Annotated in this window: 13 protein-coding genes and 1 tRNA gene; 7 read left to right on the top strand and 7 right to left on the bottom strand. The window is 71.6% G+C overall.

The features are described 5' to 3' along the window. Nucleotides 1-33: 33 nt before the first annotated feature. Complete coding sequence (locus ACZ7LV_RS34175) at nt 34-357, bottom strand: hypothetical protein (protein WP_471945223.1); 324 nt, start codon at nt 355-357, stop codon at nt 34-36. A 362-nt stretch (nt 358-719) separates the two neighbouring features. Here ACZ7LV_RS34175 and ACZ7LV_RS34170 point away from each other — a divergent pair, with 362 nt between their 5' ends. Beyond that, nucleotides 720-1,595, top strand: coding sequence for a bifunctional DNA primase/polymerase (locus ACZ7LV_RS34170; RefSeq protein ID WP_471945221.1), 876 nt, complete (start codon nt 720-722; stop codon nt 1,593-1,595). 9 nt (nt 1,596-1,604) lie between these two features. Beyond that, complete coding sequence (locus ACZ7LV_RS34165) at nt 1,605-2,036, top strand: hypothetical protein (protein WP_471945220.1); 432 nt, start codon at nt 1,605-1,607, stop codon at nt 2,034-2,036. 135 nt (nt 2,037-2,171) lie between these two features. Here the strand turns inward: ACZ7LV_RS34165 and ACZ7LV_RS34160 are convergent, their stop codons facing one another. The 4 genes from ACZ7LV_RS34160 to ACZ7LV_RS34145 form a co-directional block, all read right to left on the bottom strand. Next, nucleotides 2,172-2,528 carry an antibiotic biosynthesis monooxygenase family protein gene (locus ACZ7LV_RS34160; protein WP_471945219.1) on the bottom strand — a complete coding sequence of 119 codons (357 nt, stop codon included), beginning with the start codon at nt 2,526-2,528 and terminating at the stop codon, nt 2,172-2,174. A 181-nt stretch (nt 2,529-2,709) separates the two neighbouring features. Further along, nucleotides 2,710-2,796, bottom strand: a tRNA-Ser gene (locus ACZ7LV_RS34155). A gap of 84 nt (nt 2,797-2,880) precedes the next feature. Further along, complete coding sequence (locus ACZ7LV_RS34150) at nt 2,881-3,750, bottom strand: GNAT family N-acetyltransferase (RefSeq protein WP_471945217.1); 870 nt, start codon at nt 3,748-3,750, stop codon at nt 2,881-2,883. Between the two features lie 133 nt (nt 3,751-3,883). Next, nucleotides 3,884-5,374 (bottom strand): S1C family serine protease, encoded by a 1,491-nt coding sequence (locus tag ACZ7LV_RS34145; protein ID WP_471945215.1) that lies wholly within the window; start codon nt 5,372-5,374, stop codon nt 3,884-3,886. 237 nt (nt 5,375-5,611) lie between these two features. Here ACZ7LV_RS34145 and ACZ7LV_RS34140 point away from each other — a divergent pair, with 237 nt between their 5' ends. The 3 genes from ACZ7LV_RS34140 to ACZ7LV_RS34130 all read left to right on the top strand — a co-directional run bounded on the left by ACZ7LV_RS34140 (nt 5,612) and on the right by ACZ7LV_RS34130 (nt 8,981). After that, entirely contained in the window at nt 5,612-6,439 is an 828-nt protein-coding gene (locus ACZ7LV_RS34140) for a glycerophosphodiester phosphodiesterase (RefSeq protein ID WP_471945213.1), read from the top strand. A 139-nt stretch (nt 6,440-6,578) separates the two neighbouring features. Continuing rightward, nucleotides 6,579-7,217, top strand: coding sequence for an ATP-binding protein (locus ACZ7LV_RS34135; protein WP_471945211.1), 639 nt, complete (start codon nt 6,579-6,581; stop codon nt 7,215-7,217). Nucleotides 7,218-8,015: 798 nt separating this feature from the next. After that, on the top strand, nt 8,016-8,981 hold the full coding sequence (locus ACZ7LV_RS34130) for a DUF5926 family protein (protein ID WP_471945209.1): 966 nt from the start codon (nt 8,016-8,018) through the stop codon (nt 8,979-8,981). A 396-nt stretch (nt 8,982-9,377) separates the two neighbouring features. On the opposite strand, the gene ACZ7LV_RS34125 is transcribed toward ACZ7LV_RS34130, so the two are convergent. Then, entirely contained in the window at nt 9,378-10,007 is a 630-nt protein-coding gene (locus tag ACZ7LV_RS34125) for a hypothetical protein (RefSeq protein WP_471945207.1), read from the bottom strand. 55 nt (nt 10,008-10,062) lie between these two features. Next, nucleotides 10,063-10,728 carry a bifunctional DNA primase/polymerase gene (locus ACZ7LV_RS34120; RefSeq protein WP_471945205.1) on the bottom strand — a complete coding sequence of 222 codons (666 nt, stop codon included), beginning with the start codon at nt 10,726-10,728 and terminating at the stop codon, nt 10,063-10,065. 504 nt (nt 10,729-11,232) lie between these two features. Between ACZ7LV_RS34120 and ACZ7LV_RS34115 the strand changes: the two genes are divergently transcribed. Beyond that, nucleotides 11,233-12,741 (top strand): PP2C family protein-serine/threonine phosphatase, encoded by a 1,509-nt coding sequence (locus ACZ7LV_RS34115; protein WP_471945360.1) that lies wholly within the window; start codon nt 11,233-11,235, stop codon nt 12,739-12,741. Nucleotides 12,742-12,822: 81 nt separating this feature from the next. Further along, entirely contained in the window at nt 12,823-14,289 is a 1,467-nt protein-coding gene (locus tag ACZ7LV_RS34110) for an aminopeptidase P family protein (RefSeq protein ID WP_471945203.1), read from the top strand. Nucleotides 14,290-14,425 lie beyond the last annotated feature (136 nt).

Below are 14,425 nucleotides of genomic sequence, written 5' to 3'. Positions count from 1 at the left end.
GAGAGGACCGGCGCCGCGCGCCGACCCCTCAGCTCACCACCAGGGGTAGAAGTTGACGGCGACGTTCTCGTTGCCCTGCTGGACGGCCGTGTACGCCGAGTCGTCGACCTGCGCGGTGTTGCTCTGGTTCGAGGCGCCGGCGCCGACCGCCTGCTGCTGCGTGGTGGACGAGTTGCCGTTGTTGTTGCCGCCGACACCGCTGCCGACGATGCCGGCGAGCGCGCTGGTGGCGGAGGCGGTCGATCCGTTGTCCGCGAAGGCGCCGTTGTCCGCCGTCGCAACACCGGCGAAGAGGACGGCTGCGAGCGGAAGGGCGGAGACGGCGGCGACCACGCGAGCGGTACGGATGCTTGCCATGTTGGGTTCCTCCAGTAGCAAATACGCCCGGCCGGACGGCCTGGAGCGCGTGAAGTACGGCTTTCACCAGGGCAGTTGGCCGACCACCCCGGCGGTGTGAGCACGACGTCGCGAGATCAGGATTGCCCACCGAATCCCCGGCGAACCACCCCGGAAGCGGTGATTCGCCCTCAAGCGTGATGACAAGTCGATAAACCCCTAAGGCCATGTCGAGTCCACGCTTCAGGGCACAGGGGGCGCCTCCCCTCCAAGCGGCACAAGAGGGGAAGCGTTCCGCCAACTTTTCCGACAATCGCCTGGTCACCGGCGTGTCGAACACACCCCCTCTTCCCTTCTTCGAACACTCGTACGAAAATAGAGGCATGGCCACCATCGACCGGCAGGCCACGACGCTGGCCCTCGCACACGCCCTGTCAGCCGCCGAACGCGGTCTGGCCGTCATCCCCCTGTCCCGGACCAAGCTCCCGGCCCTCCGCTCCCCCCACCGCACCGATCCGTCGGCCCCCGCGTGCCACGGTGAGTGCGGCCGCTTCGGACACGGGGTGTACGACGCCTCGACCGACCCGCGCCGGATCCGCGAACTGTTCGCCGCCGCCCCCTGGGCGACCGGATACGGCATCGCCTGCGGGCTGCCCCCGCACCATCTGATCGGCCTCGACCTGGACACCAAGTCGGGCACGGACTCCTCCGCCGCCCTGCGCGAACTGGCGCTGCGGCACCTTTTCACCATCCCGCAGACGGTGGTCGTCCTCACCCCCAGCGGCGGCCGCCACCTGTGGCTCACCGGCCCCCCGGACACCGTCGTCCCCAACTCGGCCGGCCGCCTCGCACCCGGCATCGACATCCGCGGCGCCGGCGGCTACCTCGTCGGCCCCGGCTCCCGCACCGACCACGGCGTCTACGGCACCGCACCCGGCACGGCCCACCTGGGCCCGGCCCCCTGCCCACCGGCGCTGCTCCGCCTGCTCCTGCCACCGCCCCGTACGCCCACCGCGCCGAACGCGGGGTCCGCTCACGGTGGCGGCCACGGTCAGGGCCTCGTCCAGTTCGTCCTCGCCGCGCACGAGGGGCAGCGCAACACCCGCCTGTTCTGGGCGGCCTGCCGCGCCTACGAGAACGGGCTGACCCCGGACCTGATCCCCGCGCTCGTCGCGGCGGCGCTCGGGACGGGCCTGAGCGAACGGGAGGCGCGGGCGACGATCGCCTCGGCCGCCCGCCTGACCGGGCACCGCCCGTAGGGTGGGCCCATGTCGCTGACCCGGATCGTCCTCGCCCGCGGCCGTTCGATCGAACTGACGGAGCTGCTCATGTCGTCGACGTACGGCGACCTGTTGGAGGGCTATCCCTGCGCGCCGGTCAACGACATGAGGATCAACGCGCTGGTCCGGAGCACCCAACGGGCCCACCCGACGACGCGGGTCCACCTGGTGCCACCGCCGCGCGAGTACCCCGACCAAACGGCCGGTGCCTTCGGGCCGGTGGAGGTGCTGCCGGCGGTGGCCTGTGCGGGGGCGTTCCGTTCCACACCGGTGGACGGGTCCCACGACCCGGTCCTGTACCGCTCGCGGCTGACGGTGGTCTGGTTCCAGCCGACACCGACGACGCCGTCGGGACACGAGGCGGATCCGGCCCTACTGGACCTGGACTGGGAAGAACTGGCCCAGGACCACGAACTCTGACCCCGCACCCCGCACGGCCTCCACCGGAACACCAGGAAGGTGGGCACGAAGGCCCAGTGGGTTGTGGAAGAAAGAGGAGAAGGCCTGTCGAAGGAGGAGTTCGACGCCCGGACAGACTTCGTGTTCGACCACGGCTCAGTGCGCTCGCGTGAAGTCGTGGCTCCGTTCCACCTTCGCCACATGCAGCGTGTAGCTCCGGTACCACTCGGCCCGCCCGCGCTTCTGCGCCGCGCGGTGCTCGGCGTTGCTCCGCCACTGCGTGAGCGCGTCGGCGTCGCGGAAGTATCCGACGGTGATGCCCAGCCCGCCGGGAGTCTGCGCGTGGTCCATCCCCAGGAACCCAGGGATGTCCTTGACCAGCTCTTCCATGCGTGCGCTGGTCTCGCTGTAGCCGCTCTGGTCCTGGGTTCGAACCGTGGTGAAAACAGCGACGTAGTAAGGGGGTTCATGGGCCGCGACGGGTGCGACAGACCCTTCCGAGTGATCGCTCATGCCGCCACCGTAGGGCGGGACACCCCAACCCTCCAGCGGTTACCTCCGCCGCCTTACCGGGTACGAGGACGCGATCGCCCTCCACCCGCCAGGCAATGCCGTAGGGAACGACGGTCACTGACAGACACCGCGCAGGGCGAAGGCCCCTGACCGACGTTCCTGGTCAGGGGCCGTGCACATGCGGTGGGTGTGGGATTTGAACCCACGGTGACATCGCTGCCACGACGGTTTTCAAGACCGTTCCCTTAGGCCGCTCGGGCAACCCACCTCCGCGCCCACCAGTGGCGGAGCGGATACAGCGTACCGGGAGGTGCCGGTGCGTGGGGCGGTGGTCCGGCGGGCCGCGGGGTTCTCAGTCGCCGTCGGGGAAGTCGCAGGACCCCCAGTCGTCGAGCGTGCGATAGCCGAGTCGCTGGTAGAGGGCATTGCTGGTGGGGTTGGACCGGTCCGCGAACAGGACGACGTCCTGGGCGCCCGCGGCCAGCGCGGCGCGGCTCACCTCCGCCGTCACGGCGGCCGCGTAGCCGCGTCCACGGAGGTCGGCCGGGGTGTAGACGATGTCCACCTGGATCTGGCCGCCGATCAGCGGGTTCATGCCCGCGACGGAGACCGCGGTGCCGTCCGGGGTCTCCCAGAGCGTGTACCGCTTGTCGGCGAAGCGGCTCTCGGCCCATGTGCCGGCGTCGAGCGTGACGTCCTCCCCGACGGCCTTCGCGAACTCGCCGCACCAGAACATCGCCTCGTCGAGGTCCCCCTCGCCGAGGACGCGGCTCCGGCCGGCCGGCGGCGGCTCGGGTGGGGTGAGCGTGCCGAGGCGGTACAGACGGAGCCGTATGTCGCGCGGTCTCGGCGTCACGCCGGTGTGCCGCTGCCAGGCCTCGGCGAAGGCGGTGACGGTGCCCTGGTCCGCGCCGACGGAGGGCACGGGGTGCCCGAGAGCGGCCAGGCGGGCGGCGAGGGAGTCGGCCTGCTCGGGTGTGAGGGGGGAGAGGCCGTAACCACGGGAGGGGAGGCGGTAGAAGGTGGCCTCGACCTTCCCCGCCCGCTCCAGCGCGCCGAAGACGGGGGACCCGGGTCCGAACGCGTGCGCCCCCCGCTTGCGCACTCGCTCGGCCCACGTCAGCTGCATGACGTGCCGGCCGGGCCGGGAGCGCAGGAAGTCCCCGGCCCGGGCGAGGAACTCGTCGACGTCGTCGGTCAGGTGCCAGTCATCCGGTCGCATGCCTCATGCTTTCGCATCCCGCGGGCGCGCGTCCGTGACTCTCCTCCATGTCTCGCACCCCCGGGAAGCCATGCGGAAGGGGTGCCCCTCTGTGAGGGACACCCCCGTCGGCCGGCGGGCGCGCCCGCCGGGCTCAGCTGTCGCCGACGCGTGAACCAAGCGTGACGTCGACCGTGTCGGTCTTGCCGCCGCGCTCGTAGGTGATCGTCACCTTGTCGCCGGGCTTGTGGGTCCAGATCTCGCCGATCAGGGTCGGGCCGCTGTCGATCACCGTCTCGTCGAGCTTGGTGATGACGTCGCCCGGCTTCAGACCGGCCTTGTCGGCGGGGCCGCCCGCCTCGACCGGGTCGGTGCCGCCCGCGCCGGTGTCGGTGATCTTCGCGCCGCCGCTCGAGTCCTCCAGGGAGACGGACGCGCCGATCTTCGCGTACACCGGCTTGCCCGTCTTGATCAGTTCCTGGGCGACGTACTTCGCCTGGTTGATCGGGATGGCGAAGCCCAGTCCGATGGAGCCGGACTGACCGGTGCCGAAGCCGCCGTTGCTGCTGGACTGGATCGCGGAGTTGATGCCGATCACATTGCCCTTGGCGTCCAGCAGCGGGCCGCCGGAGTTGCCCGGGTTGATCGAGGCGTCGGTCTGCAGCGCGCTCATGTACGACGCCTGGCTGCCGGTGCCGTCGCTGGAGGCCACCGGGCGGTCCTTGGCGCTGATGATGCCCGTCGTCACGGTGTTGGACAGACCGAAGGGGGCACCGATGGCGATCGTGGAGTCGCCGACGGCCACCTTGTCGGAGTCGCCCAGCGTGAGCGGCTTCAGGTCCGAGGGCGCGTTCTTGAGCTTGACGACCGCGACGTCGTAGCCCTGCGCGTTGCCCACGACCTCGGCGTCGTACTTCTTGCCGTCCGGGAACGTCGCCGTCAGCTTCCCGCCGTCGACCGCGTCGGCCACCACGTGGTTGTTGGTGAGGATGTGACCCTCGGTGTCGAAGACGAAGCCCGTGCCCGTGCCGCCCTCGCCGCTGCTGCTCTCGGCCTCGATGGTGACCGTGCTCGGCAGCGCCTTGGCGGTCACCGCGGCGACCGTGCCGGCGTCCCGCTTGAGGTCGCCACCGCTGTCCGAGGCGGAGACGGTGGTGGAACTGGAGTCGTCGTCCTTGGCCAGCGTGTAACCGATGCCGCCGCCCAGTCCGCCCGCCACCAGCGCGGCCACCGCCACCGCGGCGAGCAGTCCGCCGCGCCGCCTCCGGGGCTTCGGCTCGGGCTGCGCGTACGGCGTTCCCCAGCCGGAGCCGTCACCCGGGCCGCCGGGGCCGGGCTCGGGGTAGGCGTGCGTGGGGGGCGGCGGGGGCGGCCAGCCACCCTCGGGGGCCCCGCCCGGGGCACCGCCCTGGGGGTTCGCGGACGCGTACGCCGGTATCCCAGGGGCATGGGGCGGCTGCTCCGGGGCGCCCGCGGTGCCCGGGGCACCGGGCGGTGTGACCGGCATCTGCGCCGTCGGGCCGTCCTCGGCGGAGGCGTAGGGGGCGTGTGCGGGTTGCTGCGGGGAGGCTGCGGGAGTGTCCACCGGCACGGGAGGTGCGGACGGGGCCGGGGGTACCGCAGTGCCCTCGTTCTCGGTGCTCACAGCTTGTCTCCTCGGTCCACTGCTGTTGGTCAGGCGCGATGCCGCTGTCTCTGCGCTCGCTGGTGCGTTTGTATGCCGTCAGCTTTTCCCACAGGCCGTCAGGGCACCATAAGCGGTAGCTGTGGGTGTTCGACTCACCTTTATATGGGACCAGTCCGCTTAAAGAGTCGCATTCCGACCGCGGCCAAAATCACTCCGCCTCCCCGGCTACCCAGGGCCGGTGGCACCATGACGCGGGTGACCCACGCACGACAGCACCAGATCCAGGTCGTCGCCCATCGCGGGGCCTCCGAGGACGCCCCCGAGCACACCCTGGCCGCATACAAAAGGGCGATCGAGGACGGGGCGGACGCCCTGGAGTGCGATGTCCGGCTGACGGCCGACGGACACCTCGTGTGCGTCCACGACCGTCGCGTCAACCGTACGTCCAACGGCCGCGGCGCGGTCTCCGCCCTGGAGCTGGCCGACCTCGCCACCTTGGACTTCGGTTCCTGGAAGTACCGCGGGTCACTGCACCACCGGGACGAGGAGCCCGACTGGGTGCACCGCCCGGAGGACCCGGCCGAGACCTCCGTCCTCACCCTCGAGCGGCTGCTTGAGCTGGTCGCGGACGCCGGGCGCCGGGTGGAGCTGGCGATCGAGACGAAGCACCCCACCCGTTGGGCCGGGCAGGTGGAGGAGCGGCTGCTGATACTCCTGAAGCGGTTCGGGCTGGACGCCCCGGCCGCCCCCGAGGAGTCCGCCGTACGGGTCATGAGCTTCTCGGCGCGCTCGCTGAACCGTGTCCGGATCGCCTCGCCGACGCTGCCCGTCGTCTACCTGGTGCAGTTCCTGTCCCCCCGGCTGCGGGACGGGCGACTGCCCGCGGGTGTCCGAATCGCGGGCCCCTCGATGCGGATCGTGCGCAATCACCCGGCGTACATCCAGCGCCTGAAGAAGGCCGGGCACCAGGTGCACGTGTGGACCGTGAACGAGCCCGAGGACGTGGATCTCTGCGTTGACCTGGGCATCGACGCCATCATCACCAACCGCCCGCGAGCGGTACTGGACCAACTGGGTCGCTGACCCATGAAACGAACCTTGACCTCCGGGCTTTCCTGCACCATTCTCCGATCTCGGCCACACCGTCGAATTCCAGCCATACGCTGACCGGCCCGTCACAGGGAGTGCTCCGGCGCGTTCGGTCCGTGTTCGAACGTTGCGAATGCGTCTCCGGACCTGGAACGGCCGGTTTCCGGTACAGGCCAATGGGGCATCCACACCGTGGCGTGGGGCGAAGGAGGTCTCGGGGGTGGCGTTGGTGGTGGCACAGGAGGTGCCCACGTCGTCGAGCATGGCCGTACCCCATGGCCCTGCGGGCGTGGGCAAGGCGCGGCACCGAATGCGCGATCACTTGCGCAGGGGCGGTGTGCCGGAATCGGTCATCGACGACGCCGTTCTGATCCTTTCCGAACTCTTGAGCAATGCGTGCAAACACGGGCGGCCGCTGGGTGAGGCCCTGGCCGGGGACGGTGACGTCCGGGCCGCGTGGCGCGTGGACCAGGGCGGCAGGCTGCTGGTCGAGGTGACGGACGGCGGCGGACCGACGCGTCCGGCCCCGGCGACACCCTCGGTGACCGCCCACGGCGGCCGCGGGCTCAACATCATCACGGCGCTGGCCGACGACTGGGGCGTACGGGACGACACCCAGGGCGAGGTCACGGTGTGGGTGGTGGTCCACGACGGCGTGCACGATCCGGCTGCGGGGCACCGCCGCGAGGACTTCGCTACGCGTGTCACAGCCCCGCCCGTCTCGGCCCTGCCCGAGCTGGACTTCACGGACGCGTTCGACGACCTGGACTGAGCCGTGCTGCGGCCTTCGGCCGACACGACCGGGCCACGACGGAGCACCTTCCGGCAGCGCGCCGCACCTGCGGGGGCTTGCTGCGACGAGCCTGTGGCCGGCCGGACCCGCCCTGATCAACGGCCCGGCGTCGGCTGGGACCCCATCCGTGGCCATGGATGGCCCGAGGGCGGAGGGACCGTCCCCGTCAACGGTTCGGGCCGACCGAACCCGTCCCGTCTCACGGCCCGGGCCGACTGAACCGGTCCCGTCTCACGGCCCGGGCCAACTGAACCGGTCCCGTCTCACGGCCCGGGCCGACTGAACCGGTCCAGGTCAACGGCCCGGCGTCGGCGGGGCCCCCACGTCACTGACCAGCGTCGGCAGCCCCGTCAACGGCCAGGGGTCGGCTGCGTGCCCCCGGCGGCACGGGGCCCCTGCCGGGCCCCCTGCCCTGGCCGAGGCAGACAGGGGCCCTTCCGTCGACCGCCCGAGGACAGCAGGGACCGTCACGGTCAGCGGCCCAGGGCCGACACGGACCGTCCGCCGGAAGAACCCAGCGCAGGGTTTGCGGATCGCCGCGCACTCCGCGCCCCGCCGGACGGCAGGCGCCCGCCGGCCACCCACGGCACCGACCCGCCCGCTCCCGCCGGGCGCAGCCCCGCCTGCGCAGCCTTCGCCTCAGGGGGACCGCACCCTTGCCCTGGATGCCGTGCCGGTTGTCCACAACGCCCCGCGCGTCCACAGGGTCCCGTCACCTCGCGCGCGAGCGGCTAGGCTCCCGCCGTACCAGACGAGCCGTAACCGGGAGACACCCACATGGCCAAGAAGCGCCCCCAGACGAAGGCCAAGCGCCCGCAGCTCACGGACGGAGAGATCCCGGTTGTCGGCGCCCGTGAGCCCTGCCCCTGCGGCAGCGGGCGCCGTTACAAGGCGTGCCACGGCCGGGCCGCCGCGCAGGCCGCGACCGAGCTGGTGCACCGCCCGTTCGAGGGCCTGCCCGGCGAGTGCGACTGGGTGGCCCTGCGCGAGCTGGTCCCGGCGGCGACCGCCGAGCTGACGCTGAAGGACGGCCTCCCCGAAGGCGTCCCCTCGGTGACGCTCGCCACGGTGCTGCCGATGGCCTGGCCCGCCCTGCGCCGCGACGACGGCTCGGTCCTGCTCGGCCTGCAGAACGACACGGCGTCCGGCGACATCAGCCGCGACCTCGCCGACACCCTGACGCGCGCCCTGGAGGTGCAGCCCGGCACGCCGGTCAAGGGCCGCCGCGCCCCCGCCGACGGGCCCCGCCTGCAGGACCTGCTCGACCCCGAGGCGCCGTTCGAGCCCGTGGTGCACCCCGGTTTCGAGTTCTGGGTGCCGGACCCGGAGAACGCCACGCCGGACGTGACCGCCTCCCTGGAGCGGGCCAACGCCGCCGCCATCCCGACCGTCAAGCTCCAGGGCGTCGACTCGGCGTACTGGTGCGAGACCCCGGAGAAGAACCACCTGCGCTGGGTCATGCCGCACCCGGAGGAGCAGCTTCTGGACGCTCTCGCGCGGCTGCACGCGGCGGGGCGGTCCGGCCTCGGCGAGGGCACGCGGCTCGTCGGTTCGTTCCGCGGGCACGGCCTGACCGTGCCGGTGTGGGACCTGCCGAGCGGGGTCACCGCGGACGACATCGAGAAGCCGGCGGCCGAGTTCGCCGAGCGGCTCGCCGCCGCGCTGACCACGGACGCGCCGCTCACCGCGGACGAGCGCCGTGCGCGTGGCGGCCTGACCAACCGGCAGGTCACGCTCAGCTGACGCACAGCCCCTCGACGCCCCTCGAGGCCTCAGACGCGTTCGGCTGACCGGTCGGTCAGCCGAACGAACTCCCCCGGAACGGGTGCGTCCCGCCGCAACTCCCGTTGTGGACAAGCCAGTCGGTGTCCGAAAGGCCGAGGAAAACAAGAGATCGAATTTGCGAACCGCCGATCTCTTGTTACCGTTTCAGTATCCCGGTTGCTGGTGCATCCCCCGTCGCCAGCAACCGGGTCTTTCCATGTGCGGCGCCACTCACGGAACGGCGCGACGCATCAACTGCGCGTATGCGCGGCGGAGTTGCTCGCAGAATTACTTCCGAATGCCACTTTCGGAGTCGCGCGCGAAGCGATTGCCGCAGTCACTGCCCGAGGCCGGCGTCACTGCCGGAGACCGGCGTCACTGCCCGAGGTCGGCTTCACTGCCCGAGTCGCCGCCGAGGTCGCCCGCCGAGGTGTGCCCGGAGTGGCTTCCCGAGCGCAGCAGAGCGGGTCCCGCTCCGCCACGCGCACCGAACTCCGTGATCGCCGAGTAGGCCGCCGGCTCGCCGTGCGACCGCTCCCGGGGGGTCTCGCAGCTGGCCGGCTCGTCCTCGGCGCTCACCGTGCACCGCATCTGCACGGTCCGCCCGTCCGGCCCCATCATGCTGAGCACGGCGTCCAGGGCGTCGCCCGTCGCGTTGCGGTAGTACGTGCGCGCCCAGGTCTCCTCGCCCTGCGTCAGCACACAGGTCTGCGCCTCGATGCCGTCGGGCGAGGTGACCTCGGGGCCGCAGCGGGTGGCGGTGGCGAGCCCCAGCCCGAGGAGGTGGGCCGAGCGGGCGGGGTCCGGCACGGCGGCGTCCTCGCCGGGAGACCCGGCGTCGCCGCGCGGCCCCTCGTCGACCGGCGCCCTGACGGCACCGCGTCCAGGAGCCGGCGCGGCCTTGGCGTCACGGTCGTCGCCCGCGGGCCCCGCGGACGCCATGGCCAGCGGCAGCGCCACCGCACACGTCACGACGGCCGCGAGAGCGAGCAGGCGGAGATTCATGAGGGGACGATAACGACTGGTGCCGGGCACCCGGTTCCGCGCGCGCCCGACACCCTCAGAACTCGGGTGCGCTCACACCCGTACGAGTGAGCGCGTCGACCACGGCGTCCACCACGGCCTCCACGTCGGGCACCCAGGGAGCGGCCGAGCCGGGCAGCGGGGCACGCTCCCAGTGGATCTGCCCCTGACCGGTCTCCGACGGCGGCAGCGCGACGTAGCCGCCCTCGCTGTGGAAGCGCAGCGAGCCGGGCACGAAGTCCTTCGCGTACAGCAGTTCGCCCAGCTGTTCCATGGAGTAGGGCCTGACGAGCACGGCCCAGCGGGTGCGGGAGGCGAGGACCGGGCCCAGGCGCATGCCCGAGCGGTCCAGCGCGGCCAGGGCGCGGGCGGCCGCGGGGGCCGGCAGGCTGACCGCGCAGGGTGCCGTGCCGCCGGTGGCCAGGACGATCGGCGCCGTGGGCCGGTTGGTCCACCACCAGCGCACCATGCGCTCGTCGGTGGTGGCCGCGAGGAGGCCGGGGTCGAAGGGGTGCGCTCCCGGCACCGTGCACTCCGGATCGGGGCAGCCGCAACGGGCCCGGCCCTGCGGGTCCGCCGTGACGCCCGGGAGTACGGGCCATTTCCATTCCGTCGCAAAGGTCAGGGCCGCGCTGAGCATTTCAGGCTTCCCGTCGTTACGCCTGGTCAGGAGCCTGCGTCGCCTTCCGAGGATCTCGCGCATGAGCGCTCGTTCCTTTCCGTTGCACGCCTGGCAACACCGTGGTCCACATCACATCATGTGTCGATCACTTCACTGTGCGTACCTGTTGGCGCATCACATCCCGGCTATCCAGCACGGGCTAACCCCTATGGGCCGAGCGTGGGCAGTGCCGCGCCCCTACGCAGTCCATCAAATGCACGGGCGTGGCGTGGGGTGGCGAAGTATGGCGTTTGCCGTCGCGCGTATTTCTCTTCGCCGCCGTCACGGGAGGATGGGGCTCGGTCGTCGATGGCTAGGACGCCCGGCTCCGTCACCAGGTTCCGGGTGTCCCCCAACCACCCCTGGCCTTCACCGAGTACGTACCCATCACGACCGCTGTGACGCTCCGTCGAGCAAGCCCAGTCGACCGCAATAGGGCATTACCCGAAGCAGTTTTCAGCCAACTTCCGCTTTCCGCAAGAGATCCCGGGAGATCCGTCCCGGAACCACAACAAGCCCATGGACACCAGGAATCCCAGCAGGACAATGCTGGACATCCCCTCACGAGTGCGTGTACATGTGGAGACACCGCTAGCGGCGCAAAATGACATGGGGGTTTGCGATGCTTCTGAGCAAAACGCACCGGTCGGAAAGCCGGACGCCATGAACGCCCCGCACCCTCCGAAAGTGGCCGGAATCGATTCTGCCGTTCCGCCCCCCGCACACACTGTCGCGCCCTCCTCACCGGCCACCGCCGCCGTCACCACCGGCCCCGGTGCCCTCCTGCAGGATCGGCTCGCCGGCTGGGTCTCGGACCTGACCACGCTGCACGAACTGACCGAACGCCTGGCCCGGACGGACTCCCTGGCCGCCGCCCTCCAGGAACTGCTGCGCGCCGGAGCCGCCCTGGTGGGCGCCCGGCGCGGTCTCGTCGTACTGGAACCGGCCGACGGCCTCGGCCCGTGCAGCACCATCGGTCTGGGCCTCGCCCAGGCGGATCTCGGACACATCGAGACCGTGCCGCGCGGCGCGATGCCCTACGGCGACCTGCTGGACACCCCGGTGGGCCCGCCAGGTGGTGCGCGGGAGATCGTCCGGCCCGACCTGTTCGCCGAGGACGGTCTCGACCCACGCCACCGCGAGGTGGCCCACCGTCTCGGCTACGCCGCGAGCTACGCGCTCCCCTTGTCGGCCGAGGCCGCGGGCCGCCTCGGCGCCGCCGTATGGCTCTACGACGAACCGGCCGAGCCGGTCGAGCGGCAGCGCCATCTGGCCGGTCTCTACACCCGTTACGCCGCCGAGCATCTCGCCCGGCTGCTGGAGGTCGAGCGCACCCGCGCGAACATGGCGACCATCTCCGAGGAACTGCTCCCCTCCCGCCTCCCCCGCGTCTCCGGCGTCCAGCTCGCCGCCCGGCACCGCACCGGCCCGCGCGGCGGCGGCGACTGGTACGACGCGCTGCCGCTGCCGGACGCGGCCCTCGGGCTCGCCGTCGGGTCCGTCACCGGGTCGGGGCCCAGCGCGGTCGCCGCGATGGGGCGGCTGCGGGCCTCCTTGCGCGCGTACGCCGTGATGGAGGGCGAGGATCCGGTCGCCGTCCTGTCCGACCTGGAGCTGCTGCTCCGGCTGACCGAGCCCGCGCGTTCGGCCACCGCCCTGTTCACCTACGTCGAGCCGGCCCTGCACAAGATCACGCTGGCCGGTGCGGGGCACTGTCCTCCGTTGCTGATCGGGGAGCGGCGCACGGAGTTCGTGGAGACCTCGGTCTCGGCGCCGCTCGGCATGCTCGCCTGCTGGGAGGCACCGAGCGTGGAGGTGCAGGCAGAGCCCGGAGAGACGGTTCTGCTGTACACCGACGGACTGCTCCAGCGCACCGGCGACCCGATGGACCGGGCGTTCGCCCGGCTGCACGCGGCGGCGGCCGGGGTGCCGCGGGCCAAGCGGCGCGACCCGGACGCGCTCACCGACCACGTCCTGCGGACGGTGCTGCCGGACGGACTGGACTCGGCCGACAGCGAGGAGGACGTGGTGCTGCTGGCGGCGCGGTTCGAGTGACGCCGGTCATGGGTCTTCCGGCCCTGGGCCCCCTTTCGTGCGACCGTACGATGGAGGAGGTCGAGTGCCGTATCGAGGAGGATGACCGTGGCCGAAGAGCTCCCGGAGACCCCGGTGGAGACTTCTGAGGAAGAGCCCATCAAGCAGCGGAAGAACGGACTGTATCCGGGCGTGTCCGACGAGCTGGCCGAGAACATGAAGTCCGGCTGGGCCGACACCGAACTGCACGACCTGCGGCCGATCCCGCAGGCCGCCGAGACGGCCGCCCGCCGCGCCGCGCTCTCCGCCCGCTTCCCGGGCGAGCGCCTGGTGATCCCCGCGGGCAACCTCAAGACCCGCTCGAACGACACGGACTACCCCTTCCGCGCCTCGGTCGAGTACGCCTACCTCACCGGCGACCAGACCGAGGACGGCGTCCTGGTCCTGGAGCCCACGAACGACGGCCACAAGGCCACGATCTACCTGCTGCCCCGCTCCGACCGCGAGAACGGCGAGTTCTGGCTGGACGGCCAGGGCGAGCTGTGGGTCGGCCGCCGGCACTCGCTGGCCGAGGCCGAGCAGTTCCTCGGCATCCCCGCCTCCGACGTCCGCGAGCTGGCCGACGCGCTGCGCGAGGCGACCGGCCCGGTGCGCGTCGTGCGCGGCTACGACGCCGGCATAGAGGCCGCGCTGACCGACAAGGTCACCGCCGAGCGCGACGAGGAGCTGCGGGTCTTCCTCTCCGAGGCGCGGCTGGTCAAGGACGAGTTCGAGGTCGGCGAGCTGCAGAAGGCGGTCGACTCGACCGTGCGCGGCTTCGAGGACGTCGTGAAGGTCCTCGACAAGGCCGAGGCGACCAGCGAGCGCTACATCGAGGGCACGTTCTTCCTCCGCGCGCGTGTCGAGGGCAACGACGTCGGTTACGGCTCCATCTGCGCGTCCGGGCCGCACGCCTGCACGCTGCACTGGGTGCGCAACGACGGGCCGGTGCGCTCGGGTGATCTGCTGCTGCTGGACGCGGGCGTGGAGACGCACACGTACTACACGGCGGACGTGACGCGGACGCTGCCGGTGAACGGGCGGTTCAGCGAGATCCAGCGGAAGATCTACGACGCGGTGTACGAGGCCCAGGAGGCCGGCATCGCGGCGGTCAAGCCGGGGGCGAAGTACCGGAACTTCCATGACGCCGCCCAGCGCGTGCTCGCCGAGAGGCTGGTCGAGTGGGGGCTCGTCGAAGGCCCGGTCGAGCGGGTGCTGGAGCTCGGCCTGCAGCGCCGGTGGACGCTGCACGGCACCGGGCACATGCTCGGGATGGATGTCCACGACTGCGCGGCGGCGCGGACCGAGACCTATGTGGACGGCGTCCTGGAGCCGGGGATGTGCCTGACCGTCGAGCCGGGCCTGTACTTCCAGGCCGACGACCTGACCGTCCCCGAGGAGTACCGGGGCATCGGCGTCCGGATCGAGGACGACATCCTGGTGACCGCGGACGGCAACCGCAACCTGTCGGCGGGGCTTCCCCGGCGGTCGGACGAGGTCGAGGAGTGGATGGCCTCGCTCAAGGGCTGAACCGGGCCGAGTGACATGCGGCGGCGGGGGGGGGGAAGAGGGGGGTGTTTTTGGCCACCCCTGCCTTTGTTGGGGGTGTGGTTTTTTCCCCACCCCTCCACCGCAGACCCCCTCCTCCCCCTTTCTGCTTTTTTGC

Source organism: Streptomyces sp. NPDC107562 (assembly GCF_055657325.1).
This window is presented reverse-complemented; position numbering and strand designations above follow the sequence as displayed.